General features: G+C 63.9%; 24 protein-coding genes. 16 read left to right on the top strand and 8 right to left on the bottom strand.

What is annotated here, in order from left to right:
- Nucleotides 1-1,876 precede the first annotated feature (1,876 nt).
- Genes SSA01S_RS20080 through SSA01S_RS11280 form a run of 4 tightly spaced genes read right to left on the bottom strand, consistent with a single transcriptional unit; the run spans nt 1,877 to nt 5,265 of the window.
- Nucleotides 1,877-3,670, bottom strand: coding sequence for a DEAD/DEAH box helicase (locus tag SSA01S_RS20080; RefSeq protein ID WP_232479914.1), 1,794 nt, complete (start codon nt 3,668-3,670; stop codon nt 1,877-1,879).
- A 4-nt stretch (nt 3,671-3,674) separates the two neighbouring features.
- The gene (locus SSA01S_RS11270) at nt 3,675-4,628 is read right to left on the bottom strand and encodes a hypothetical protein (protein ID WP_043061473.1); all 954 of its coding nucleotides are present in this window, start codon (nt 4,626-4,628) and stop codon (nt 3,675-3,677) included.
- An 8-nt stretch (nt 4,629-4,636) separates the two neighbouring features.
- Nucleotides 4,637-5,026, bottom strand: a complete 390-nt coding sequence (locus tag SSA01S_RS11275) for a type II toxin-antitoxin system VapC family toxin (RefSeq protein ID WP_043061472.1) — start codon at nt 5,024-5,026, stop codon at nt 4,637-4,639.
- Nucleotides 5,023-5,265 (bottom strand): AbrB/MazE/SpoVT family DNA-binding domain-containing protein, encoded by a 243-nt coding sequence (locus SSA01S_RS11280; protein ID WP_043061471.1) that lies wholly within the window; start codon nt 5,263-5,265, stop codon nt 5,023-5,025. Before SSA01S_RS11280 ends, SSA01S_RS11275 begins: the two co-directional genes overlap by 4 nt.
- 179 nt (nt 5,266-5,444) lie before the next feature.
- Here SSA01S_RS11280 and SSA01S_RS11285 point away from each other — a divergent pair, with 179 nt between their 5' ends.
- The 3 genes from SSA01S_RS11285 (at nt 5,445) to SSA01S_RS11295 (ending at nt 9,824) form a co-directional block, all read left to right on the top strand.
- Nucleotides 5,445-6,695 (top strand): hypothetical protein, encoded by a 1,251-nt coding sequence (locus SSA01S_RS11285; RefSeq protein ID WP_133178092.1) that lies wholly within the window; start codon nt 5,445-5,447, stop codon nt 6,693-6,695.
- Nucleotides 6,692-7,738 (top strand): site-specific integrase, encoded by a 1,047-nt coding sequence (locus tag SSA01S_RS11290; protein ID WP_043061468.1) that lies wholly within the window; start codon nt 6,692-6,694, stop codon nt 7,736-7,738. Before SSA01S_RS11285 ends, SSA01S_RS11290 begins: the two co-directional genes overlap by 4 nt.
- 70 nt (nt 7,739-7,808) lie before the next feature.
- Nucleotides 7,809-9,824, top strand: coding sequence for an ATP-binding protein (locus SSA01S_RS11295; protein ID WP_043061467.1), 2,016 nt, complete (start codon nt 7,809-7,811; stop codon nt 9,822-9,824).
- 49 nt (nt 9,825-9,873) lie between these two features.
- Here SSA01S_RS11295 and SSA01S_RS11300 read toward each other — a convergent pair whose 3' ends face one another.
- The 4 genes from SSA01S_RS11300 to SSA01S_RS11315 all read right to left on the bottom strand — a co-directional run bounded on the left by SSA01S_RS11300 (nt 9,874) and on the right by SSA01S_RS11315 (nt 11,840).
- A complete protein-coding gene (locus SSA01S_RS11300) occupies nt 9,874-10,374 on the bottom strand; it encodes a hypothetical protein (RefSeq protein WP_061780449.1) in 501 nt (166 codons plus the stop codon).
- On the bottom strand, nt 10,367-11,185 hold the full coding sequence (locus tag SSA01S_RS11305) for a hypothetical protein (RefSeq protein WP_156477764.1): 819 nt from the start codon (nt 11,183-11,185) through the stop codon (nt 10,367-10,369). The genes SSA01S_RS11300 and SSA01S_RS11305 overlap by 8 nt, the downstream gene beginning before the upstream one ends.
- Before the next feature lie 3 nt (nt 11,186-11,188).
- Entirely contained in the window at nt 11,189-11,368 is a 180-nt protein-coding gene (locus SSA01S_RS11310; RefSeq protein ID WP_043061464.1) for a hypothetical protein, read from the bottom strand.
- A 79-nt stretch (nt 11,369-11,447) separates the two neighbouring features.
- On the bottom strand, nt 11,448-11,840 hold the full coding sequence (locus SSA01S_RS11315) for a MerR family transcriptional regulator (RefSeq protein ID WP_043061463.1): 393 nt from the start codon (nt 11,838-11,840) through the stop codon (nt 11,448-11,450).
- 71 nt (nt 11,841-11,911) lie between these two features.
- Between SSA01S_RS11315 and SSA01S_RS11320 the strand changes: the two genes are divergently transcribed.
- The 13 genes from SSA01S_RS11320 to SSA01S_RS11385 all read left to right on the top strand — a co-directional run bounded on the left by SSA01S_RS11320 (nt 11,912) and on the right by SSA01S_RS11385 (nt 26,009).
- The gene (locus SSA01S_RS11320; protein WP_043061493.1) at nt 11,912-12,580 is read left to right on the top strand and encodes a cation efflux transmembrane domain-containing protein; all 669 of its coding nucleotides are present in this window, start codon (nt 11,912-11,914) and stop codon (nt 12,578-12,580) included.
- Nucleotides 12,581-12,612: 32 nt separating this feature from the next.
- Nucleotides 12,613-12,948, top strand: a complete 336-nt coding sequence (locus tag SSA01S_RS11325) for a hypothetical protein (protein ID WP_061780451.1) — start codon at nt 12,613-12,615, stop codon at nt 12,946-12,948.
- 57 nt (nt 12,949-13,005) lie between these two features.
- Entirely contained in the window at nt 13,006-14,283 is a 1,278-nt protein-coding gene (locus SSA01S_RS11330) for a TolC family protein (RefSeq protein WP_043061461.1), read from the top strand.
- Nucleotides 14,283-15,446, top strand: a complete 1,164-nt coding sequence (locus SSA01S_RS11335) for an efflux RND transporter periplasmic adaptor subunit (protein WP_043061460.1) — start codon at nt 14,283-14,285, stop codon at nt 15,444-15,446. The genes SSA01S_RS11330 and SSA01S_RS11335 overlap by 1 nt, the downstream gene beginning before the upstream one ends.
- Nucleotides 15,447-15,450: 4 nt before the next feature.
- Entirely contained in the window at nt 15,451-18,696 is a 3,246-nt protein-coding gene (locus tag SSA01S_RS11340) for an efflux RND transporter permease subunit (RefSeq protein ID WP_043061459.1), read from the top strand.
- A 57-nt stretch (nt 18,697-18,753) separates the two neighbouring features.
- Nucleotides 18,754-19,242, top strand: coding sequence for an SRPBCC family protein (locus SSA01S_RS11345; RefSeq protein WP_043061492.1), 489 nt, complete (start codon nt 18,754-18,756; stop codon nt 19,240-19,242).
- On the top strand, nt 19,239-19,607 hold the full coding sequence (locus SSA01S_RS11350) for a hypothetical protein (RefSeq protein WP_043061458.1): 369 nt from the start codon (nt 19,239-19,241) through the stop codon (nt 19,605-19,607). Before SSA01S_RS11345 ends, SSA01S_RS11350 begins: the two co-directional genes overlap by 4 nt.
- 67 nt (nt 19,608-19,674) lie before the next feature.
- Nucleotides 19,675-20,016, top strand: coding sequence for a flagellar hook-basal body complex protein FliE (gene fliE, locus SSA01S_RS11355; protein ID WP_043061491.1), 342 nt, complete (start codon nt 19,675-19,677; stop codon nt 20,014-20,016).
- A 30-nt stretch (nt 20,017-20,046) separates the two neighbouring features.
- The gene (locus tag SSA01S_RS11360) at nt 20,047-20,934 is read left to right on the top strand and encodes a bestrophin family protein (RefSeq protein ID WP_043061457.1); all 888 of its coding nucleotides are present in this window, start codon (nt 20,047-20,049) and stop codon (nt 20,932-20,934) included.
- 215 nt (nt 20,935-21,149) lie between these two features.
- Nucleotides 21,150-21,320 (top strand): hypothetical protein, encoded by a 171-nt coding sequence (locus SSA01S_RS11365; protein WP_244885667.1) that lies wholly within the window; start codon nt 21,150-21,152, stop codon nt 21,318-21,320.
- 200 nt (nt 21,321-21,520) lie between these two features.
- Nucleotides 21,521-24,019, top strand: coding sequence for a heavy metal translocating P-type ATPase (locus tag SSA01S_RS11370; RefSeq protein ID WP_061780452.1), 2,499 nt, complete (start codon nt 21,521-21,523; stop codon nt 24,017-24,019).
- Between the two features lie 117 nt (nt 24,020-24,136).
- Nucleotides 24,137-24,757, top strand: coding sequence for a DedA family protein (locus tag SSA01S_RS11375; RefSeq protein WP_043061455.1), 621 nt, complete (start codon nt 24,137-24,139; stop codon nt 24,755-24,757).
- 565 nt (nt 24,758-25,322) lie between these two features.
- Nucleotides 25,323-26,009 (top strand): ZIP family metal transporter, encoded by a 687-nt coding sequence (locus SSA01S_RS11385; RefSeq protein WP_043061453.1) that lies wholly within the window; start codon nt 25,323-25,325, stop codon nt 26,007-26,009.
- Nucleotides 26,010-26,039: the final 30 nt, after the last annotated feature.

Below are 26,039 nucleotides of genomic sequence, written 5' to 3' on the forward strand. Positions count from 1 at the left end.
TAAGTTTGGCTTCTTAGGGAACGCCGCGAGGGACTACGCCGGACGAAAGCGCCGTGACACGGTGGGGTTAGCCGAACCGGTGTTGAGCGCGTAGTCGCTCCGGCGTGCTTTTCGGCTAAGTGTATGTGCCGACGGAGTGATCGCAAGCTCAAAGCCCGCTGGGTCGATCCAAACAACCTCATTATCCCGCAGTACGGGTACCACGGCATAGTGCCCGCGTTGTCCGTTGGTGCCGGTCAGCACGGCGTCAAACTGCGCAGTCGGCTTGTCCTCGGTGGCCTTCCTGGCGAGTGACCTCTGCCACTCGAGGAAGCGCTGCGGATCGATGAACGCGTCCGGTTCGGGGGCTGGTTCAGCAGATGTCAGCCAGCGATTAAAGTCGGCGCGGCGGTTCGCGCCTTCATCCCGTGTCTTCGCCAAACCCTGAGATAGACAGAAGGCGATGAATGGATCGTGCGTACCCCAGCGTAGGAGTTCCCGTGCCCAAAAGCCGAACCACGGAAGACCGGTCGTAGCCTTCCAATCACTCAAGCTAGGGATGGCTAACGGATCGGCTGCCCCCAGCGACCAAGCCTGCGCAACGACGGCTCCCAACGCCATACCAAGACGGTATTCGAGGTTGTCGGCGACGAAACGCTGCCAAGATCGCAGTTGATCGGGGGCAGGGGGTGTTACATCAGGTTCGTTGAGGCACCACCCAAGGACGTCATTCCAGCGGTCAAGCAGACGCTCATCGGTATCGGTCCGGCGGACGCGGAAACCGTAGCCGCGATCGTCCTTGATGAGATCGCCGATCCGCTCGAACACGTCGATCCGTTCTTCTGGACTAGCGGTCCCGTAGTTTACCGCCTTGCTGATTTCCGCAAGTATCGCGGTCGCTACTCCCTCGAACCGGCGACCAATCACCGGTGTGAAGCCAAATTGGTAGAGGCGAGTGCGTTCGGCACGGTCAGGGTAGAGCTGGGTGACTACGCCGGAACCGCGACGAATAAATGCTTGTTCAAGCCATGCTTCTTGGGCGGTTGCTGTTGCGCTGAACGTGCGCTCCCAAACGCTTTTCAGATGTGCCTCGATCTGCGCGCGCGACATTGCAGCAGTATCGCTTTGCTGAAGTTCCTCCACGGCCGCCAACGCCAAGCCATCAAGCTCATCCATGGCATCCGCAAGTCGGGCACGAGGGTCGGTCGCTCCAGTGCCGGCTGCTGCGCTGACGGTCGTGGGCGCCGTCGCCTCGAGCCAGTTGAGGAAGTCGTCTGGCGATACCTGCAGCAGCCGATGCGCGCGATCCCAGATCAGTTCCAGCAGCATCGCCAGGGGGCTGGGCACACTATCGGCATCACGCTCTTCTATTACAAGCGCATCACGCAGCTGGTCGTATTCCGTACTCAAGGTTGCCAGCTGACGACGCTGTATGGGGCGGCTCGCAGTGGCAGTGGTTGAAATTTGGCGGGGCAGAGCGACCAGGGTCAGTCCTTCAATCCCTCGCGATGCACCAGGTCGCCCAGCGCGTCCGGCAAGATTGCGAAACTCCGCCGTACTAAGCGGAGCGATGATCTGCTCCTCCTCGACTGGATCCCACGATGTGCGCTTCAGTGAGGTCAAAAATATGAGATCGAACGGAAGATTCACACCCTCCGTCAATGTCGCCGTCGCGACCGTTATCGGGCAAATACGCTGATCGATCATCTCCACCATCAACCGACGGAGACGCTGCGGCATCTGACCGTGGCTGGTGGCAATTCCCCGTTCCAACAGGAAAAGCTCGAAGCTATCGGCTCCACAATAGTCCTGACAAGCGGCTCGCGCCTCGTCAAAGCGCTCACCACGGCGGCCCCGGGGCGGCGTAAAATTGACGATCGCCTGCCAAGCTGGCAGCTCAAGCGCTTCTTTGTACCAGCGCATCGTTTGTTCGGGCTCTTGCGCGACCGAGATCAGGATGCGCTGATCCTCCTCTACGAGATGCAGGGCGGTCCACAAAACGCTCAACGTGTTGAAGCGATTGAGGCTGTTGCGCCACTGCGAGCGAAGCTGAGGCATCGGTGCAACGCGGAGGGGAAGATACACCGGGTCTTCCTCGCCCCGGAGGTAAAGCGGGCGGCCGTTCATGAGGTCGAGCAGGATACGACCTGATGCGTTCGTTGCGGTCTCCAGCACCCCGATAACCTGGCGGGTGCTGCGATAGCGGACGCCAACGGCCTGAGCATCCCCGCGGCCTTCGATCCAGCGCGCAACGGGCTGTGCGGCCCCCCCCTGCAACGGCGGTGAGCGCGATGCGTACGACCTCCGGCTGTCGCGCGACGATACGCGAAACCAGCGTCTCGAGCCGGATGGCCCGATTGCTATGCTCCGCGAAGCTTACGCGGGTGGACTCGTCAGCGTCGGGTACGACCTGATGGGCTTCGTCAATAATGAGGAGTTTGATGCGCGCTATGAGGATGGGCCCGAGATAGCGCATCAACGCGTCAGCCTTCTCGACCGTAGCGATAAGCACCACCGGACGGTCGGTCGTCAGCCAGGCATCCGTGATGCCCCAGTCGGCGCCACCATACAGACCCGTAATCAGGCACTCTCGACCAAGCTCCGAGGTCAGTTTCGCCTCGACCTCGTTCGCCAGCGCGCGAGAGGGAACGATATAAAGCGCCAACGGTCCGATCGCTGCGGGCTCCGCACGCAGGAGCAATTCTTTGACGATCGCCATGTTGGCCACCAACGTCTTGCCTGATCCGGTCGGCGTGCAAAGCGCGAAGGAGTCGTCGCGTAGTAGCCGTTCCAGTCCCTGCAGCTGCGATGTCCAAAGGATACCGCGCCCGCGACTGAATTGGTCACGCGCGTAATCGGTGAGCTTGGAAAGCCGCTCTGGCCGGAGCACAGCTAATGCGCGCAGGGGTTTGTAGATGGAGGCGGCAACGAAGCGATCGGCCACATCCCGGATCAGGGAAAGAACGAGCGCTGCATCGTCGCTGAAGGTCCGAGCTGCCATCTCGTCGAGCGCGCGCAACTTGGCCATTGCGCGATCCAGGCGTGGATCGTCACCGCGGCGGAGGCAGTCGGCGATGAGGCCGACAGTGCGAACTAATTCGATGGTGAAGTACCAGGTGACGCGATCGCCATCCTCGCCGGCTTCGTCGGATTCGAGGAGCGCGGTTGCGAGCAACGTTCCCTGGTCAGGCTGGGTGAGATGTGGGTGCTCGCTCCAGAAATTAGCGGCGCGCGCGATGACATCGTCGAAGTCGGCGCGCAGGAAGGCAGCGAGCAGGCTGACCCCATCCTGATCGGACGGCACCTGGGCGAGCAAGCCGGCTGCCATCGCCGGCAAACCGCCAAGTTGGTAGGCACCGGCCGCGAGCAATTCGATTGGTACGATCGTGCGCAGGCCGTCATCTGCCCGCGCCAACCACTCAAGCAGTTCGCCCGTGCGGCGATAGCAGTCGATAGCGCCAGGGCACGTCGGCCCATCCACTGTGCGGAAAATGTGCGCCGCATGAAGAAGACGGCGCGCGTCACTCAGCTGACTCTCAGACTCACGCGCCGACCAATGGATCGTGGGAACCTGCCAGGTCGTCTGCAAGCAACGCACGAAGGCGCGAGCCTGTGGGCGGGATAACGCGTTTTCGATGGCCAGCGAAGTGCGAACTTGCTCTGCGACGGCACGCCGCATCTCTTCGGACATGGCGTCAGGGCTTCCACATAGAGGTATACAGCCCGTCGATCAGCGCCTCACCGCCTTCAAGGATCAACTCGACAACCTGCAAGTCATGCGGGGCGGTGTAGTCTGCCGGCGGCTTCTTCCACGGGATCAGCACATTCAGTTTCTTGCGGGTCGCTGCGGCGTTGCCGGCGATCACAACGAGGTTCGTCCGAGCAAGCGTGGGTACGGTCGCGGTGATCGCGGCGTCCATGGACGCAATGGCGGTCGCATGATTCACGGGATCCCGCAGCTCCAGCAGGCGCTGCAGCTGACGCAAGCCCTTCGGAACGACGCTATCCCGATTCACCTCAAACCAAATGCCACGACCGTTGTGGACATTCTTGCCCGTAGTCGGATCTTTCAGGTTCTTCTCGCCATGGAGGAGGGCGGCGACGGCCGAGTTGGTAAGGGAGGCGCGCCACTTTGCTTCCCCGACGATGACCCGGACCACGTTCCCGGCCGCGTCGAGCCGTACCCCGACGAAGTCGGAACCGAAGCGACCGAATACCTGGCGCTTGCGGGATGGATCGTAGCGAAGGTCCCACAGATAGCTCTCCACATCGGCATGGAAGCGGAAAAGGAAGATCGGGACCGACCACTGATGCTCGCCGACGAGTTCCTCTGCATAGGCCTGGGTTACCAAGCCGGCGACTACTTCGCCAAATAGGCCACGCCGGGCGACGGCCGGCAGGCAGTCTGGATAGCAGGCATGGGCTCCCGCCGCCCCAGCGTCCGGGTGAAGGTCGATGCCGACCTGCTTATGAAAATGTTCGCGCGCGTCGAGATGAGCTGACTCAAAATACGGGCGAAGAGCGTCGATCAGACTCTTGTCGATTGGCTTGATCTGTTCGAGCAGGAGGTGACCGTAGCGATCTTCGATCGTCCCGTTGGCATCGAGCCACGCCTCAAGTGCGGCAGATGGGGGCGGTTCGGTGTGCACCTCACAACCTACCGGATAGTCACGATCTTCACGGCCACGTCGCCTGCTATGTCGCGCCACGCTTTGTCGGCGGTGTACGCCGCGACGCCGAGGCGTTTGGCCAAAGCGAGGCAGAAGCGATCGCCCAGCGACAACCCGGCCGATGAGGTGGCAGCGCGCAGGTTACCGGCATCCCAGGCGAGCGCATCATCCGCCGCGACGACGGTATAGGGCAGGGCCGCCAGCATCGCCCGCACGTCGTCAAGCGGCGCGCCTAGATGAACAAAGTGGCTGATGACCTCCGCCTGATTGATCGCGCACACTGAGGCATCCGCAATCACGCTGCCGACCTTGCTGGCACCGCGCTCGCCTTTCAACAGTGCGAGGATCGCCGAGACATCGAGAACGACATGGGTCATTCGCCGCTGTCCTCGCGCCGTACGGCAAGAAAGTCATCGACCGACGCGCCGGGCTGTTGTGCGTAGCGCTTGGCGATTGCTTGCGCCTTTGCCACCGCCTGCTCCACGGTGCGCAGGATAACTCCGTCCGGCGTTTCTTCGACAAGGACCGCACCGCCATCCTCAAGCCCTAGGCGCTTTCGAATGCCCACCGGCAGGCTCATACGACCATTTGGTGTGATGTTAACTTGTAGCGTCATATGGCAAAGCCCGCGTGTGGTGGCATTAGGAGTTATATATGCCACCATGATAGCGAAGAGGCGAGGGGGTAAACGCAAGCCGCCATCGATCCCGACAGCCACAATAGTTACTAGCGATAAGCCTGATTCCTGCTAGCAAGGTGGCAGGCAAAATTATGGGTCGGAACGGAGCCGAAACAGTGATCATCGACGTGCCGACGCCGGATGAATTTCACGATGCCGGCGTCAATCAGCTCTACCTGGCATGGAAGATCACCATGGACGCGCACGACGCGTGGTCCATCGGAGTTGGTGCCAGTGGGGATGCGGAGGCGACCGACGACTATTGGCGAAGTGTGCAGCCTGCACTGTCGAACGCCTACAGCCTTATCCAGCAAGCGATGGAGCTCGGCCTCAAGGGCCGGATCGCGCGCGTGTCGCCATACCTCCTCCTTGGCGATCCAGCCGACTGGAGCCCGAAGGCGGCGAAGGGGGCAACATCGTTTGGCGAGCTGCCGAGCCTCGAGGCGTCAAAGCTCGTAGCCGTGCACAACAGCGTTGCGGACCCGCCGCTGGACCCGGCGTTCAACACCTTCTGGACCGCGGTTCGCAAAGACCGCAACCGCATCATGCATTCGGCGCCGCGCGTAACCTTCACTGCGGGTGAGGTCACCCGTACCATCCTAATGGCGGCAAACGCGCTTTTTGCGGAGACATCATGGGTTGACCGGTTGTTTGCGATGGAGGGGGAGAGCAAGTTCGCCATCTTCGGCCTGGATGACCACGTCTACAGCGCCGTTGTCGGCCAGGTGGCCTGTGCCATCGAATTCCTCACACCCGCGGAGGCGATCGACCTTTTCGGCTTCAATCCCAGGCAGCATGCCTATCTCTGTCCTGCCTGCTTTGAGGCCACGCCGTACGATTATGCGGTGGATCTCCCAAAGCTAGCCCAGTTTGCCGCCAAGGTGCCCGGCGAGACCGAGCTAAGCTGCGTCGTCTGCCAGACGACGACTGACGTTAGCAGAGACGAGTGTGTGTATCCGGAATGTGTCGGTAACGTCATCGCCATGGAGCGGTGCCTGACCTGCTACCAGCTGCAGGACGAGCATCTGAAGATCGACGGCCCACCAAACGATGGCCAGGGGGATACTGTCTATGGCTACGACTTCATCTTTGGCCGGCCCCGCGAACGATCGGGGCGAACTTTTCTGAAGCACTATCAACGCGAAGACAGCGATGACGGTGCCATCGCCTTTGGGAAGCGAGCGCTGACGACACCTCACCTCGCAAGCTGGACCAGCGTCTCGATCTACGAGCACCAGTCCGGTATCTTTCCCTTTGGTGACAAGGCTCGAGTGCGCCCGCTTGGTCATTGGCTACGTCAGGAGGGCACGCTGTCATGGCACAAGGACGTGACTCTCTATGATCCTGTGCATGACGGTCCAGTATGATCGGCGATGATGCCGCGGAGCGCCGCGCGCTTCTCGCGATCGGGCCGATCGATCTGTCGCCAGCGTCAATCGATCTCGCACCGGATCTTAACCAGAGCGACCGCGCCCGGGTCGACCATTTCCTGGCGCGCGCATCGGCGGATGCGACCTTGCGTGCCTATCGGTCCGACTGGCGACTGTTCACGACCTGGTGCGACACACGCGGCTACGCCTCACTCCCGGCTTCACCCATTGTCACGGCTGCGTTCCTAAGCGAGCTTGCCAGAGACGGTAGCACCCATTCGAATGGGCGACCGTTATCCAAGTCGTCCATCGGTCGGCGGCTGGCCGCGATCGTCTTTGCCCACCGCGCCGCTGAGCTCGAACCGCCAACCGTACAAGCCGGCGCGGCCGCGCTGGATCGCGTGATGCGGGGTATCCGTAACGCCAAACGCAGCGATCGCCCGGCGAAGAAGCGGCCGGCCGACAGCGACGTGCTGCGTGACATGGTGCGCCATATCACCGGCTCCGCCCTCATCGACTACCGGGATCGCGCGCTGCTGAGCATCGGCATGATGGGGGCGTTCCGCCGCTCTGAGCTGGTCGCGATTGACATCGCCGATGTGGCCGAAGATCCACGCGGGCTGCTGGTCACGATTCCGTTTTCGAAGGGCGATCAGGAGGGCAAGGGGCAGAGCGTCGCGGTCCTCGATGGTCGTCGCATGGAGCCTGTGCGCCATTACCGCGCCTGGTTGGAGGTCGCGGGCATCACCGAGGGGCCCGTGTTCCGCCGTCTCACACCGCACGGCCGCCTCACCGAAAAGCCAGTTAGTCCGCAAACAGTGGCGCTGGTGGTCAAGGCGCGCGCAGCCGCAGCCGGCTATGATCCGGCACTTTTCTCAGGCCATTCACTGCGCGCCGGCTTCCTGACCGAGGCGGGTCGCCATGGTGCCAATTTGTTTAAGATGAAAGAGCACAGCCGCCATAAGTCGCTCGAGATGCTCAGCGAGTATGTTCGCGATCAGGAGGCGTTCCGCAATCACGCCGGCGAAGGCTTTGCGTAATGAGCAGGCGCGGAAGGGATGGGTTGGCGTTGGCGAGGATGTCGCATAGGCATAAGGGCGAGGGGACGCTGTGAAGACCGACACATCCGATGACTTCCAGTTCAGCCTGGCAGGCCGCGTGCGCAACCTTGGTTTCGCGCCCTCTCCGTTGAACGCGCTGTTCCCGTTGTTCGAGGCAATCGCCAACGCGTTCCATGCCATCGAGGCGCGCTGGGATCGTGAGGCGACGGCGAAGGGCGTCATCACGGTGACGATCCTACGCAGCAGCTCGGACGACGAAAACCCACCGGTCGCTGGCTTCCTGATTGAAGACAACGGGATCGGGTTGAACACCGACAATTGGCGCGCGTTCCGCACCGCAGATACCGCCAGCAAGATCAGCCGCGGCGGTAAGGGGGTGGGTCGCCTTTCCTGGCTGAAGGTGTTTCAGAACACGCACGTCAACAGCAGCTTCAGCGAAGGCGGCTCAACGCTGCACCGGTCGTTCGACTTCGCTGTCGCCCAGAACGACGCCAGTCCGCTGATTGGCCATGAGTTGCGGCTTGCGGGTGCGACCCCGACCATCGGCACGAAAGTGCGGCTGGAGCCTTACGTGCAATCCTACAGTGCGCATTGTCCTCGCAAGGTCGACACGATAGCCGCGCACATCATTGGTCATTTCCTGCGCAACTTCGCCAGCTATGAAGTGCCATCCTTCACGCTTGTTGATCGTGCCGAGCGGATCAGCCTGCTCGATTTTTACAGCAGCAACGTCGAGTCCGACACGCCCGAGACATTGAAAGTCGTCCTCGAGCCCGGGGAAGAACCGATCGACGTTGATATGTACCACATCCTGCTCAACAAGGGATTGCGCCTGCACGACGGCGGCAAGCACTGGAACCTGTATGTGGGCGATGGCCGCGTTGTTCGCGACGAGAAAATCGATAATCAGCTTGGGCTTGGTTACATCGGTGAAAATAGCGACTCCGTCTATATCGGCTTGGTGTCAGGCGACTACCTGAACGGCCACGTTAATCAGGAGCGCACCAACTTCACGTTCCGCGAAGATGACTATCGCAGCCTGCATCAGGCGGCGGTCGACGCTGCCAAGCGACACCTAGCGCCCTATATCGAACAGGTTCGCACCAAACAGGCCGGTATTACCTTGCGCGTCGTACGTGAGAACCCGCAGTTTCTGGCCGTCGCCAGCAATATCCCGGCTTTCGTCGAGGAGCATCTATCGCTCAACGCCAAGTCGGAGGAGGATATTTATATCGAGCTGGCGCGCCAGCGTCGACGCAAGCAACGCGAGACGAAGCGCGAGATAAAGGCACTATCCGCCGGCAATGCCAGTGAGGTCGTCGACCGGGTGCAGAAGGTTGCCAGTGCGATCAACTCGGACAAGAAAGCGTCGCTCGCCGAATATGTCGTTAAGCGGAAGGAGATCCTCGATCTCCTCGACAGTTCGCTGGCGTACGTCGATCCGGAGAAGCGAGACTACTTGCGTGAGGAGATCGTCCATGACCTCATCATACCGATCCGCTCGGATGGCGAAGCGCTCGACTATGAAGACCATAACCTATGGATTCTGGATGATCGACTAGCCTTCTATTCCTATTTGAAGTCCGACAAGCCCTTCACAACGTTTCTCACCGACAGCGACAGTACCCGCGAACCGGACGTCGCCGTTGTTTTCGATCGATCGCTGGCGTTCGACCGTGAAGGTACTGACGAACCGATTATCATTGTCGAATTCAAGCGACCCGGCCGACCCAACTACAGTCATAGCGACAACCCGGTCACGCAGGTGCTTGAATATGTAAACATCATGCGGAACGGCGGAGCGTTCAAGGATCGCACCGGCAGGTTCCGCAAACCTATTCCTCCCAGCACCAGATTTATCTGCTTCGTCGTCGCTGATTTTACGCCAAAGCTGGTCGAGGTTGTATCAATGTCGATTGCTCAGAATAAAAGTGCGGATGGCGAGGGGTACTTTGGCTTTTCGCCCATCCACAATGCCGTCGTTGAGGTTCTGCCTTACAACAAGCTGCTTCATGATGCCCGGCTGAGAAACGAGGCCTTCTTTGCCAAGCTCGGGCTGAACTAGTTACTCGGAATCACGAATTTGCGCGGATGACATAGCTGCGATTCCTATGTCAGCTAGGGAGGGCATCAGGTGGCACTACCGTCTCTGGTGGCGTATAAAGCTGGTCCCTAGTCGCGCGAACCACGTCGTTTACATATTCCGGCCATGGGCCGGCACCTGGTGGCATCGCAGCTTCTTCCTGTCGGTCCCGCAGGCGATTGCGGATCGTGCGGGCGGTGGTGCGGGTCGCCTCGTTGTCATCGTGCCAGGCGCCCCAGCGAACCCGCCAGTTAACGTATCGTGGCGCGAAAACCAGGAAGATCAAGGCCCCCACGCCGACGCCGTGTTCGCCAAGCAGCAGGATGGGAAGCGTGGCAATGGCGAATGCCTGAATCAGCGCCCAACAGGAACGATGACGGCGAAAGCCGTTCTGAACCAGCGTCGTCGGCCACCACGGACCTGCGACTGCCCATGCCGCGAGCGCGACCAACAGGCCGGTCAACACCATGCTGACGACGAAACCGATCCACAGCAGCGCCTTGGGAGCAATGAAGGTCAAGAAATCACCCATGCTGGCGCTGCGTGTCGAGGTCGCGCAGCTCGCGCAACAGATCGGTGGCCGGCGTCGAGACCACGATATCGTGGATGACCTTCTGGTCGAGGCTGATCACGTCTCCGACCGGACGTTCCGCGTAGCGAACCAGCGCAGGCTCGCTGGACGGCGTCCAACGTCGCGACGTGCCGGGCTTGAGTTCGAAAAGAAAGCGAGCAGGGGAGGCCAGGCTGATGCTCTGCGTTTGGCCATCGCTGCTCTGGCGGATGTCGGCGACCACGCCGCGATAGCCGACCCCAAGTCCGTCATGCTGGAGATCGGTCAGCACATAGGCGATCGGGCGATGACCGTGCTGCGTAGGCTTGATGATATGCGTGTAGGCCCAGCCGTGCCCGCCAAAGTCCCACCCTTCCGTAGCGACATCGAGTGCATCGTCGGCCATCAGCATGACGACTGCCAGCGTCGAGAAAATCGGTGCGCAAATGCCCCACACCAGATCACTAGCGCTCAACGCGGCTGCCTTTGGCCCACCCTGCGCGACGATCAGCAACGTGCCGATCGGATTGACCGCGGGCGTCCGGTAATCTGCGGGCAAGAAGCGGCTGACGTCGATCAGAAGCGTTTGCACCAGCCCGATAGCAAGCCCGGTCAGCAGGTGCGCGATCAGGGAAACGGCGACCCCGATCGCCAGCACGCTCAATGCGTTAACCGGCAGATCCGGGCGCGCAACGGCGTACCGGGGGGCGCGGGTATTCCAGAGCAGGATTGCGAAGAAGCCAGGAAGGAGGATTGCAACGCCTGTGACAACGGCCAGCGTCAGTGAGAACAAGGCTCAGGCCTCGACCAATTTCCGCTTACCGGTCGCCTGGTCAATGACCATCTTAGGGCGCTTGCCCGCAGCCTTCATAGCCTTGAGCTCCCGCTCGAGGCGTAACATGTCATCGTAACCGCCAAGCTGCCACGCGATCGAGGCGGTCTCTTGCTGTTCGCGAGGGGTCAGAACAGTGGCCATGTGGACAACATAGGGACGCGATCGCGCCGCGTCTATGGGGCACGGTCCTATACCAGCATCTGACGGCCTGAAGGCTTAGTCAGCCAGCGTTCGAAAGTGCGTCGATGATCCGACAATCGGCGATCGTTGTCGCGTCGCAGGTCGCTCCCCATTGCACGATCTCGGTTCTCAGCGCGGCGAGATCGGCGAGCTTGCGATCGATCTCATGGATGTGAACCGCGGCGATCGCATCGACCTCCGCGCAGGAGCCGCGCGGATCGTCTGCTAACCGCAGAAGGTCACGCACCTGGTCGAGGGTGAAGCCAAGATCGCGCGAGCGCTTGATGAACGACAGGCGATCCAGGTGGGAGCCGTTGTAAACGCGGTAGTTCCCTCCGCTGCGGATCGGCGCCCCGATCAATCCTTCCGCTTCGTAGAAGCGTACCGTCTCGACCTTCAACCCGGTCAATCTTGCTATTTCACCGATCTTCATCACAGACCCTTGACCCTCTAGTGGGATGAGGGTTCATATAGGGGGTCCGACCCAACGAATCGAGCACGATGATGGCGGACGCCTGTTGTTCAGCAAAGCGCGACACGATCGCGGAACTTGGCCGTAAGGCCGAGCAGCGACGCGCGCTGATCGTCGTCATGGTCATCAACCTATCGATGTTCGCCATCGAGTTCGGTGGTGGGCTGCTGGCCCGCTCGTCGGCGCTGATGGCGGACTCTGTCGACATGTTCGGCGATGCCGTGGTCTATGGGCTGAGCCTCTATGCACTCAATCGTGGCGCACGTTGGGAGGCGGGAGCGGCGATCGCCAAGGGCGGCCTCATCCTGGTATTCGGCATCGCCGTCCTCGTCGAAATCGCCGGTAAGATCGCCAACGGCGTGCCGCCGTCTTCGACGCTGATGCTCGGCTTCGGCGGGGCGGCGCTGGCAGCGAACCTCACGTGTCTGGCGCTGTTGTGGCGTTTCCGCGCTGCGAACGTGAACATGGCGAGCACCTTCGAGTGTTCGCGCAACGATGTCGCATCAAACATCGGAGTGCTCATCGCAGCGAGCCTCGTCCACCTCACAGGTGCCGCATGGCCCGACATCGTGGTCGGAGGCGTCATTGCGATTATCTTCCTCCGCTCCGCGTGGCGGGTGTTCGCGGATGCTATCCCCGCATGGCGTTTTGCTGACAGGTCCAGTGCCTACAATCGCCCTCATCGCGGAGAGAACGCATGACATCGGGTCGTCATGGTGATAGGCGCGTTCCCATGCTGGCCCGCGCCTGGTCCTTGCTGCTCCTCCTGCTGGCGTCGTCGCTCGTGATGACGGCGACCGTCCACGCGCGCGAAGTGCCGGGGCAGGCGACGACGATCGAATGCACAGGCGTCGTCCATGTAGATGGTGATGCCGATCAGTCGCAGGGTGATGCCGACAAGGCGATCCCGCATCATCATGGAACCTGTCACGGACAGGCTCTGAGCATTCCGCAGGCTGACGCCATCCCGGTCACCTTCAATATCGAGGGCGCTCGTCCCAAACCCGGTTTCGACGCCGTGCGGGCGCTGAGTTCCGTCGATCCGGCGTTGCGGCCGCCAAACGCCTGACGGATGCTGCCGGCCGGGATGACCCGGCCTGACGACATTCGTTAGGATTCCTCGACAATGCAGAAATTGTGCGCAGCCTTGCTGGCTGCGGCGTCGTGCGCCTCGGTGGCCCACGCGCAAGCCGGGCCGCCTGCGCCTATCACGCAGGCTGGACCGATCTATTCGCTCGACCAGGCGGTCGTCGCTGCCGGCGGCTCGGCGCCTTCGACCTCGGCCGCTACCGCTGCCATCGAAGCCGCACGTGCGGGCCGGACCGTTGCGGGATTGCGCCCCAACCCGGTCTTCCAAGGACAGATTGAGAATATAACGGGCTCCGGACCCTATCGGGGCGTGCGCGCCGCAGAGACTACGGTCGGGTTCGCCATTCCGATCGAACTGGGTGGCAAGCGCAGCGCCCGGGTCGGAGTTGCCAACGCCCAACTCTCACGCGCCGAGATCCAGGCGGCCATCATAGCCGCGGACGTGCGGTTGCAGGTGACGCAGCTCTACGTCGAAGCGGTCGCAGCCGAGCGGCGGGTGACGACGGCGCGGGATCAGGCGCGGATAGCGGGCGACGCACTCCGCGCGGCAAGTGTTCGCGTGCAGGCCGGACGGGCGTCGCCGCTCGAACAACAGCGCGCCGACGTCGCGCGGATCAACGCCGAGGCCAACGTCGAGCGTCAGCTCCGACTTTCCGACGCGGCCCGGGCGAATCTGGCGCGACGCATTGGTCAGCCGATCGATGGCCGTCTCGACGAGACGTTGCTCGATCGATTGCCCGACGCGGCGGCCTATGGGCCGGCGGCACCGGTACGAACGGTCGGAACGCTGGCGCTGGCCGCAGCCGATGCCGACTTCAGCATCGCGGATGCGGGCGTAAGGCTCGCGCGCGCCAATCGGGTGCCGGACATCAACGTCGGTCCGGCGCTGCGCAGGCTGGAAGCGACGAACGACACCGCGGCCGTCTTCACGGTCTCGATACCGATCCCGGTGTTCAACAACGGCCGCGCGGCGATCGCACAGGCGACTGCACAGCGTACCCAGGCGGACGCTCTTCGCCGGGTGACGGCGCTCGACATCGAGCAAGCCATCACTGACGCGCAGGCTCAGGCGGCGAACGCGGCGACGACTGCGCGTGCGGCGTCCGGACCGGCTTTGGCGGCCGCGCAGGAAGCGGCTCGGATCGCGCGCATCGGATATCGCGAAGGCAAGTTCGGGCAACTCGAACTGCTCGACGCCGAACGCACCCTCGCCGAGACGCGCGTCGCCGCGATCGACGCGCTCGCCAACTACCAGAATGCACGCGCGCAAGTGGAGCGGCTGACCGCCCCTGCGCCCGTTGGGGGAAACCAGTGATGAAAAGCTATTATCTCGTGGGCGCAGCGACGGCCGCCCTCCTGCTGTCGGCATGCGGCGGTGGAAGCGACGCCGGAAACGAAGCCGCTGCGAACGAGGCATCGAACAGCGCGTCGGCGAACGCCGGGGCGGAAGCACCGGCGCAGAAGGATGCCGTGACGCTCACGCGGGAGCAGATCGCCGCAGCCGGAGTCCAGATCGGCCGTCCGATCGTCGGAGGTGCGGGAACGATCGAGCTTCCTGCAATCATCGAAGGCGATCCGCAGGGCACACAGGTCGTGTCAGCTGCCATCGCCGGTCGGGTGGTCGCGCTCACGCGCAATCTCGGGCAGACCGTCGGCCGAGGTCAAACGATCGCCGTGATCGAAAGCCGGGAGGCCGCACAGATCAAGGGCGAGGTGCAGGCCGCACGTGCACGGCTGCAGCTCGCGAACTCCAATCTCGCGCGCGAACAGCGCTTGTTCTCGCAGAAGGTCTCGCCCGAGCAGGACCTGATCGCGGCGCGCACCGCAGCGACGGAGGCGCGCATCGCGCTGACCCAGGCGCAGAGCACCGTTTCGGCAGCCGGCGTCGGCGGGGCGGGACTGAACCGGCTGGGAATCGCCGCACCGATCTCGGGCCAGGTGATCGCACGGCCCGTGACCCTCGGTCAGACCGTGACGGCCGATGCCGAGCTCTATCGCATCGCCAATCTCGGCCAGGTGTCGCTGGCTTTGAACCTCAAGCCGGAGGATGCCGGCCGCGTCCGTCCCGGCAACGTCGTGACGGTCAAGGCCGCGGGCCGGCAGGCGACGGCGCGGATCACCTTCGTGTCGCCAGCGCTCGATCCCCAGACCCGCCTCGTGCCGTCGATCGCGACGCTCGACAATCGTGGTGGCACTTGGCGCGTCGGCGAACCCGTGACCGCTTCGGTCGAACTGACGGGCAGCGGCGGCAGCGGTGCGATCCGTGTGCCGACCACGGCGGTGCAGACCGACGAGGGCAAATCGGTCGTCTTCGTACGAACTCCGAACGGCTTCCAGGCGACCCAGGTGCAGCTCGGCGACGCATCCGGTGACACGGTGATCGTCCGCTCCGGCCTGACCGGCCGTGAGCAGATCGCCACCACCGGCAGCTTCACGCTCAAGGCCGAACTCGGCAAGAGCGAAGCGGTAGAGGATTGAGATCATGATCGCCCGCATCGTCACATGGGCGGTCGAGAAGCGTTGGCTCGTCCTGCTGCTCGCCGTCATCGCCGCAACCATCGGCGCCTTCTCCCTCTACCGGCTGCCGATCGACGCGGTGCCGGACATCACCAACAATCAGGTGCAGATCAACGTTCGCGCGCCAGCGCTGTCGCCCGAGCTGGTCGAGAAGCAGGTGTCGTTCCCGATCGAGACGGCGCTCGCCGGCACCCCGGGCCTCGAATACACCCGCTCGCTGAGCCGCAACGGCTTCGCCCAGATCACGGCCGTCTTCTCCGACGCGACCGACATCTACTTCGCCCGCCAGCAGGTCGGCGAACGGCTGCAGGGCGTGGCCGAGAACCTGCCCGACGGCGTGAACCCCGAAATGGGACCGATCGCGACCGGTCTGGGCGAGGTGTACATGTACACCGTCCGCCTGCAGCACCGCGCCGACGACAAGCACAAGCCCGGCGAGCCGGGCCAGCAGCCCGACGGCAGCTACATCACCCCCGAGGGCGATCGGCTGACGAGCGAGGAGGACAAGGCGACCTATCTGCGTACCGCGCAGGACTGGATCGTCACCCCGCTACTGAAGAACACGCCCGGCCTGGCTGGTGTCGACTCGATCGGAGGCTATGCCAAGCAGTTCCTGGTCGTCCCCGATGTCCAGAAGCTCGCTTCACTCGGCATCACGCTGACCGAACTGGGTAACGCTCTCGAGCGGAACAATACCAGTGTCGGAGGCGGCTTCGTCAACCGCAACGGTGAGGGACTGGCGGTAAGGTCGGACGCTCTGGTCCGCAACACCGGCGAGTTGGCCCGGACCGTCGTGGCGACCCGCAACGGTGTGCCCGTGACGCTCGATCAGGTCGCGACCGTTCGCACCGGACAGGCGATCCGGATGGGTTCCGCGTCCGAGAACGGCACCGAGGTCGTGGTGGGCACCGCGATCATGCGGATCGGTGAGAACAGCCGCTCGGTCGCGACCGCGGTCGCGGACAAGCTGAAGACGATCAACGCCTCGCTTCCGCCGGACGTGGTGGTGCAGCCGGTGCTCAACCGCACCGAGCTGGTTAACTCCACCATCCGGACGGTGGCGCGCAACCTCGGCGAAGGCGCGGTCCTCGTCATCGTCGTCCTGTTTCTCCTGCTCGGAAACTTCCGCGCGGCGCTCATCGCAGCGCTCGTCATTCCGATCACGATGACGCTAACCGGATTCGGGATGCTCAAGGCAGGCGTCTCTGCCAACCTCATGAGCCTCGGCGCGCTTGACTTCGGCCTGATCGTCGATGGTGCGGTCATCATCGTCGAGAATGCGTTGCGCAGGCTCGCGGAGCGCCAACATCACGAAGGCCGACGGCTCACCGTCAAGGAGCGGCTCGCGAGCGTGGCGGCTGCCGCGCGCGAGATGATCCGGCCTTCGGTATACGGACAGGCGATCATTATACTCGTCTACGTACCGCTGCTCACGCTCACCGGCGTCGAGGGCAAGACGTTCGTGCCGATGGCGCTCACCGTCATCATCGCGCTCGCCTTCGCGTTCGTGCTGTCGCTCACCTTCGTGCCTGCGATGATTGCCATCTGGCTGTCGAAGAAGGTCGATGAGGAGGACGGCCGCATCGTCACCTGGCTCAAGAAGCGCTATGAGCCGGGGCTCAATCGGGCCATGAGGCGTCCCACGATCACGATCGGGGCGGCCGTCGGCAGCCTCGTCCTGGCGGTCTTAGCGTTCGGAACGCTGGGGCAGGTGTTCCTGCCGCAGCTCGACGAGGGTGACCTGCTCATCCAGTCGCTGCGCATCCCGGCGACGTCGGTCCAGCAGAGCCAGGCGATGCAGGTGCCGATCGAACGCATGATGTCGAAGCAGCCCGAGGTGCAGTTCGTCTATTCGAAGACGGGCACCGCCGAGCTCGCATCGGACCCGATGCCGCCCAATGCCACGGACATGTTCGTCATCCTGAAACCGCGCGACGCCTGGCCCGACCCCAAGTTGGCGAAGGAGGATCTGGTCAAGCGCATCGAGGGCAATCTCGCGAAGTTCCCGGGCAACGCCTACGAGATCACCCAGCCGATCCAGATGCGCTTCAACGAGCTGATCGCAGGCGTTCGCGGCGACATCGCCGTCAAGGTCTTCGGCGACGATTTCTCCGCCATGAACCGGACGGCGGAGCAGGTCGCGTCAATCCTGCGCAAGACGCAAGGCGCGGCCGACGTGAAGGTCGAGCAGACGACGGGTCTCCCGATGCTCGACATCCGCGTCAACCGCGATGCGATGGCACGCCTCGGCGTCACCGCTCAGGATGTGCAGGACACCGTCACCGCCACCCTCGGTGGCCGCACCTCCGGGCAGATCTTCGAGGGAGACCGCCGCTTCCCGGTTGTCATCCGCCTCTCGGAGGCGCAGCGTTCGGATCTGGGGCTGCTGCAGCAGGTCCAGGTTCCGGTCGCCGGCGGGTCCTTCGTTCCCCTTTCCAGCGTCGCCGACATCGGAGTCGTGGACGGGCCGAACCAGATCAGCCGCGAAAACGGCAAGCGCCGGGTGGTCGTGCAGGCCAACGTGCGTGGTCGCGACGTCGGAAGCGTTGTGGCCGACGCACAGGCTGCCATCGGCAGCCAGGTGCGCCTGCCACCGGGCAGCTATCTCGAATGGGGTGGACAGTTCGAGAACCTCCAGTCGGCCAGCGCAAGGCTGAAGCTGGTCATCCCGGCCTGCTTCGTCCTGATCCTGTTCCTCCTCTATGGCGCCCTGGGATCGGTGCGTGATGCCGCGATCGTGTTCACCGGCGTGCCCTTCGCGCTGGTGGGCGGCGTGCTGCTTCTCTTCGTGCGCGGCATGGACTTCTCGATCTCCGCCGCGGTGGGCTTCATCGCGCTGTCCGGCATCGCGGTCCTCAACGGCCTCGTCATGGTCAGCTCCATCCAGGACCTGATCCGTTCGGGCATGGACCGCGCCGAGGCGGCGCATGTTGGTGCGATGCAGCGCCTGCGTCCGGTCGCCATGACGGCGCTGGTGGCATCGCTCGGCTTCGTACCGATGGCGCTCGGACATGGTGCCGGTGCCGAGGTGCAGAAGCCGTTGGCGACGGTCGTCATCGGCGGGCTGATCTCGGCGACGCTGCTGACGCTCTTCGTGCTTCCCACCCTCTACGCGCGGTTCGGGCAGAAGGCGATCGAGCTGCCGGAGCACTACAACGAAGAGCACGAAGGCGATGATCACGGTCAGACCTTCGGGAAGACCATGGCCTGACGAACGAGGAGGGCGGCACCGTCGTGCCGCCCTCCCATATCGATGATGGGGATACCCATGCCGGAGATCACGATTTCCCGAGTTTTCCATGGCCCGCCGCTGCGGATCTGGTCCGCGCTGATAGAGCCCGAGCACCGTCAAGCCTGGAGGCCGATGATCCAGCTCGACGATGCCAGCCAGGTTGGCGAAACCCAGTGCACGTTCGCCTTTCCGGGCTGGTCACGCTCCGTCCGTTCACCCGCCGAGGTCGACCACCTGGACAAGCCCCGGGCTTTCGCCTGGTCGTGCGGCATTCCTCACGTGTTCATGATCGAGGAGCGCTTCGAACTCCAGGGCGACGACGGCGGCACCACGGTGTCGCACAGCTGCGCCCTCCGGGGCCTGCTCTCGCTCCCGATCGCCGCGATGGTTCTGCGTCGTCTGCGCGTACTGATGATCGAGGCCGACGACCGACTTGCGGCCTACCTTCACTGGCGCGCCGGACAGGCGGTCCGCGGAGCCGACCGGCGCCGCATAGCGCAGCACTATCGGAGGAAGGTACGATGATTGGCATCAAGATCGTCGCGATGGTCGGCTTCGTGGTCCTGACCGGCTGCTCGAAGCCCGCGCCCAGCGACCCGCCCACCCAGCAGGAGGTTCATTCCGCCGACAGCGGGGTGTCGAGCGGGCAACTCGGCCGTCACCGCTATCGCTGCGACGACGGAAGCAGGCTGCTGATCGACTACAAGGACGATGGACTGCGGCTCGACCTGCGCGACGGGAACGATGCTCCTCCCCGGATCCTCAGCGCGCCCACGCAGAGGCTGCAATATGTCGGCGACGGCATCACGGCGACATTCTCCGGAACGCAGCTGACGATCGTCGAGGGCACGAGCCGAACCCGGACCTGCGTCCAGGAGGGCAGCAAGTGACCCGATCGTATCAACGGTGCGGTTCGGCCGGAACACGTCCGCGCAGACGTCAGCGGAGGGCGTGACGATGTCCGATCCGACCATCTCGAACGTCATGGCGATCCGCGCAGACGTGATCGCGCGCAGTCGAGCGCTTCGCGAAGCGCAGCCGAACGTCGCGCCCGGCGCGGCGCCGGGCACCCCCTCGTCCAGTTTCGCACAGACGCTCGATGGCGTCGTAGCGAAGGTCAACGAGACGCAGCAGCGGGAAGACGTCGCTACCGAGGCCTACGAGCGCGGCGAGACGAACGACATCGCGACCGTCGCGCTGATCCAGAACCGTGCAAGTGTCGCGTTCGAAGCGACGCTTCAGGTCCGCAACAAGCTTCTGTCCGCATACAAAGACATCATGAACATGCCGCTCGGCTGATGCCGAAGCATGCTGGAGCAATGAACATTTATGATTGTGGGCGCCACGCCACGATTTCGGCAGATCATGTTTGAGGTATGGAAGCCGCTGACGATCCTCTTCGTATGGGACGTTGCGGTCACCGCCTTCCACTTCATGACGCCGATCAAGGAGCCGCCGCTTCCGACTGCGTTGTTCGGCACCGCGATCGCGCTGTTCATGGGCTTTCGGACCAACGCCGCATATGCGCGCTGGTGGGAGGCGCGGACTTTATGGGGCGCGCTCATCAACGCGTCGCGATCTTTGTCGCGCGTCGCGCGGAGCCTTTCGGAAGGGAAGGACGATGCGGAGGGTCTCCACCAGGATGTGGTCCGTCGGCAGATCGCCTTCGCCCATGCGATACGATGCCAACTCCGCCGCGAACCCGCCTACGACGAGATCAGGCGGATCGCGGGCGAAACGCTTGCCGAAATGGTCGTTAAGAAGACGAACCCGGCCAATGCGATCCTGAACAGCATCTCTCTGCTGTTCGCCAGTGCCCTCGCGAACCGCAGGATCGACACCATTCAGCAGGCGATGGTCGAGCGCGTGCTGGTCGACATCGCCAACGCCCAAGGCGGTATGGAGCGGATCAAGAACACCCCGCTGCCGAATGGCTTCCGTTTCTTCCCGAACCTGTTCACCCGCCTGTTCTGCCTACTCTTGCCCATCGCGCTGGTCGAATCGCTCGGGCTCTGGACGCCGATAGGCTCGACGTTGATCGGCCTCGTCTTCCTCGCCGTGCTGAGCATCGGCGAAGATCTCACCGATCCCTTCGCCAACACCGTCCACGATGTGCCGCTCACCGCCATGTGCCGCACGATCGAGATCGATCTGCTCGAGTCCGCCGGCCTCGAGGCGCCAGCACCGCTCAAACCGGTGCATGGAGTCCTGTGGTGAGCAGCGAGCGAGCTAAACGGACGGCTGTGCCTCGTGGCAGGCTCTCCCTGCTCGCGCTCGCCGCACTGGGCCTCACGGCTTGCGGGCCAGCGCCAGACGACACGGAAGGCGTTCTTCACAACGCGGAGACGATGCCGGACTTGGTTGGGCAACGTGTCGTCTACTGCGACGACGGATCGCGCGCCGACGTCGACTACCTCCGCGATGGTCTGCGTATGGCGGTCACCTGGCTGCCGCGCGGCAGGACGGAGATCCTGCGCGCGCGGGGCACCGGTGACGAGTTCCGCAACGGCAGCACGAGGGCGGTGATCGCGGGTGGATCGATCGCCTTCACCCGCTCCGACGGCAAGGTGCGCGTCTGCCACCGCACCAAGGGGGAGAACTGAGCGATGCGCCCTCTTGCACGCACTTCGTTGTCGGCGTCCGCGGTGATCCTCGGCACGATCATCATCACCAGAAGCGGGCTGAAGCTGCGGCTGGTTTCGTGTTCTCGGCACCTCGCCGCGAGCGTCGTCTTCCTCGCCGCCGCACGCGAGATGCGACGCGATGCCCGCATACGATCGAAGATCACAGTTGGGAGGCCGTCATGAACGACAAGCTCGAACTCGACATTCCGGTGCTGCTGCCCGACCTGCCCGATGCCGCCGACGCCTGCCTGGAGCGCCTCGTCTCCACCCTGGCGACGCGCGACGGCGTCGAGAAGGCCCACGTCATCGCTGTCGACGGTGACGCCCCTGCGGCACTGTGCATCCATTTCGACGCCGCCAAGCTGCCGCTGCCGCGGCTGCGCGAGATGGTACGTGCGGCAGGCGCCGAAATCACCGAACGCTACGGCCATTCCGTTTGGGAGGTTACGGGGATCACGCACGAACGTCGGGCACGCACGATCGGCGACACGCTCTGCGCGATGCCCGGCGTTGTCCAGGCGAGCGCGACCACCAGCGGAACGATCCGCGTCGAATACGATCGGCAGCGGACCGGCGAGGACGAGATCCGTGCGACGCTTCGCAAGCTCAAGGTGGGTCTCGGCGAACGGATCGCAGCCGACGATCATGCCGGACACGATCATGGGAAGGGCGCCCGGACGAAGGAGGAGCAGCATGGCCCAGGCGACGGCCACGACCATTCGCACGCCGAGTTCCTAGGGCCCAACACCGAGTTGATCTTCGCTCTCGCCTGCGGTGCGCTGCTGGGGATAGGGTACGGCGTCGAGAAGCTGATGCCTGACGCGGCGCAATGGCTGCCGACCGCCTGCTTCGTCGCGGCCTATCTCTTCGGCGGCTTCTTCACGCTGCGCGAGGCGATCGACAACCTGCGACTCCGCAGGTTCGAGATCGACACTCTGATGCTGGTCGCCGCAGCCGGTGCCGCAGCCCTTGGCGCCTGGGCGGAAGGCGCGCTGCTGCTCTTCCTCTTCAGTCTCGGTCACGCGCTCGAGCATTATGCGATGGGTCGCGCCAAGAAGGCCATCGAGGCGCTGGCCAAGCTCGCGCCGGAGATCGCGACCGTTCGGCGGGACGGCCAGAAAAGCGAGATACCCGTCGAACAGCTGGTGATCGGCGATGTCGCGATCGTTAGGCCGAACGAACGCCTGCCTGCAGACGGCTTCATCATCAAGGGCTCCAGCGCGATCGACCAGGCTCCCGTCACCGGCGAGAGCATCCCGGTCGACAAGATCCCCGTCGCCGATGCCGCGATCGCTCGTGCCAAGCCGGACGCGGTGGGTCCGGAAAGCCGGGTGTTCGCCGGTACGATCAACGGCGGGAGCGCGATCGAGATCGAGGTGACGCGTCGCTCAAACGAGAGCGCACTCGCCAAGGTCGTGAAGATGGTCAGCGAGGCGGAAACGCAGAAATCGCCGACGCAGCGGTTCACCGATCGCTTCGAGCGGGTGTTCGTGCCTGCCGTCCTCGTGCTCGCCCTTCTACTCCTGTTCGCCTGGGTCGTCGTCGACGAGCCCTTCCGCGACAGCTTCTACCGGGCGATGGCTGTGCTGGTGGCGGCAAGCCCCTGCGCGCTGGCGATCGCGACGCCGAGTGCAGTGCTTTCCGGCGTCGCGCGAGCGGCGCGAGGCGGTGTCCTGGTCAAGGGCGGCGCGCCGCTGGAAAATCTCGGATCTTTAAAGGCGATCGCCTTCGACAAGACTGGCACGCTGACCGAAGGACGGCCACGCATCACCGATGTCGTGGTGGTCGATGCTGCCGACGAGAACGAGCTGCTGGCACTCGCCGTCGCGGTCGAGGCGCTCAGCGACCACCCGCTTGCGCAGGCGATCGTCAAGGACGGCCGTGAACGACTCGGCGCACGCGGACTACCCGAAGCCGGAGACCTCAAGAGCCTCACCGGCCGCGGCGTCACCGCAACCGTCGGAGACGAGACGGTATGGATCGGGAAGGCCGAGATGTTCGGCAAGGAAGGCATTCCGGTATTGGGTCAAGGGGCAACGAGTGCCGTCGCCGCGCTGCGCGAGAGCGGCCGGACCACGATGGTCGTGCGCAAGGGCGACCGGGATCTCGGCGCCATCGGTCTCATGGACACGCCGCGCGAGGCCGCGAGGACCGCGTTGCGCCGTCTGCACGACATGGGTGTGTCACGGATGATCATGATCTCCGGCGACCATCAGAAGGTCGCCGAGGCGATCGCCCGGGACGTCGGGATCGATGAAGCCTGGGGCGATCTGATGCCCGAGGACAAGGTGGCCGCAATCAAGAAGCTGGCAGGCGAGGACAAGGTCGCGATGGTCGGCGATGGAGTCAACGATGCACCTGCCATGGCGAGTGCGACCGTCGGGATCGCGATGGGCGCGGCCGGGTCGGACGTGGCTCTGGAAACCGCGGACGTGGCGCTGATGGCCGACGATCTGGCCCATTTGCCGTTCGCGGTGGGTCTCAGCCGTCACACCCGTGGGATCATTCGCCAGAACGTCTTCGTCAGCCTCGGCGTCGTCGGCTTCCTCGTACCGGCGACCATCCTGGGGCTCGGGATCGGACCCGCGGTAGCGGTGCACGAGGGATCGACCTTGCTGGTCGTCGTCAACGCCTTGAGGCTGCTAGCCTACCGCGATCCGACCGGTAGGGCAGGATGACGGTGGAAGCCGTGAGAACGCCCACGTCTGAAAAGGCAGTTGCGTGCAGCAGCCTGGGGATGTTGCTCGAGCATCGTCTTCGGCTGCGCCCGCGACGCTCGGGGATCTGAAATCACAATGTTCGACATCATACTGGATGTACTTTCCTCCTTCAAAGGTTTCGGCGTTTTTCTGCTGATGCTTTTGGAGAACGTCTTTCCGCCGATCCCGTCGGAGGTGATCCTGCCGCTCTGCGGCTATGTCGCCACGCGAGGTGAAATCGGCGTGCCAGCCGTCATCGTCGCCGGCACGCTCGGATCGGGTGTCGGTGCGCTCCTGTGGTACTATGCCGGTCGCTGGGTCGGCGTCGATCGCCTGAAGCGCTTCGCCGCCTCGCACGGCCGCTGGCTGACACTGACCCCAAGCGAGATCGATCGGGTCGACCGCTGGTTCGATCGGCGCGGGCGCTGGGCGGTGCTGTTCGGACGCATGATCCCGGGCATCCGCACGCTGATATCCGTGCCGGCCGGCGTCAGCGGAATGCCGCTCGTACCGTTTCTCGTTGCGACGTTCGCAGGATCCGCAATCTGGACGAGCGTCCTGGTGGTGGCCGGCTTCCGATTGGGCACCCGGTATCGGCAGGTGGCCGACCTCATCGAGCCCACCAGCAACGCCGTGATCGTTGCCGCCTTCATCTGGTACGCCTGGAGGGTCGCAACGTTCGATCCATCGAGGGGGGGCACTGATGGCCCTCAGTAATCTTCGCGCGCGTCGATCCATTCGGGTCCAGGCCTGCTCGGATCGCACCCGGATCCGTTCTTCGGCGGGCGCCTTGCGTGGCCGTGCGATCGCCCTGCCTGTCCTGCGGACCATCACAGGGCAGAAGCGTTGCCTGACCACCCGATGAAGACGCTTCAGCTTTTCGCCGCTCTTCTTCCGGCCGGCCTGTGGCTCCTGGCCGCCAACCTGCTTGTACGCACGACGCGCCTTGGCAGAACCTACAGTCTGATCTCCACCCCGCATGTGCTCGTGCTGATCCGATGGATCGGAATGTTCCATCGCATCGGATTCGCGACATGGAGGCGCCGCGGAGGGAAGTGGCACTGGTCCTCACAACCAGGGCCGATCGCATGATCGTGAGGATCCGAAGGTCGGCATACCGACCGGCATCGACCGCATCGAGGGAGCGACGATACGCTGCGAAGACGCCGAAGCGCCGCGGCGGTCGGAGCACGATCCGACTTCGGACGATTGGTGATGGAAGGCTGTCCCGACCGACCGGGCGAAGCCGATCGCGCGGACATTCGCGTTTGGGAGTACTGCCATGCTGGCACTGAGCTACACCATCATCCCGACCATCGCGGTCATTCTGGGCGCAATTGCCGCGGTCGTGCGACGTCCCGGTGCCGCCTTTACCAGCGCCATGCAGCATCTCGCGGCCGGCGTCGTGTTCGCCGCGGCGGCGACAGAGATCCTTCCGCAGGTCAAGCACGAGGCGAGCCCGACCGCGACGTTGATCGGCGGGGCCGCCGGTGTGGCGGTCATGCTCGCGCTCAAGGGCTTCGAGGAACGCTTCGAAGGTCCCGCCGCGCTGCTGGGCGCGATCGGGATCGACCTGCTCATCGATGGCCTCGTGTTGGGACTGGCATTCGTCGCCGGCGCCAAGGCGGGCATCCTGCTGACGGTCGCGCTGACGCTCGAGGTGCTGTTCCTCGGCGTGACGCTCACGACGGAACTCGGTGAGACCATGCGCTCCAGGCTGCGGGTCGTCCTGACGGTCGCAGGCCTCGCCCTTCTGCTTCCGATCGGATCGCTGGCCGCGCTGCCGGTGGCCACACTGTCACCCGTGGTGATCGCCGGCTTTCTGAGCTTCGGCCTCATGGCGCTCCTCTATCTGGTTACCGAGGAGCTGCTGGTCGAGGCGCACGAGAAGCCGGACAGCCCACTCATCAGCGCCTTCTTCTTCATCGGCTTCCTCGCGCTGCTCGCGCTCGAGGAGATCGCCGGATGAACCGCCTCGATCCCAATCGGCGCCCTGCGC

Source organism: Sphingomonas sanguinis NBRC 13937, assembly GCF_001591005.1.
Classification (GTDB): Bacteria; Pseudomonadota; Alphaproteobacteria; order Sphingomonadales; family Sphingomonadaceae; genus Sphingomonas; species Sphingomonas sanguinis.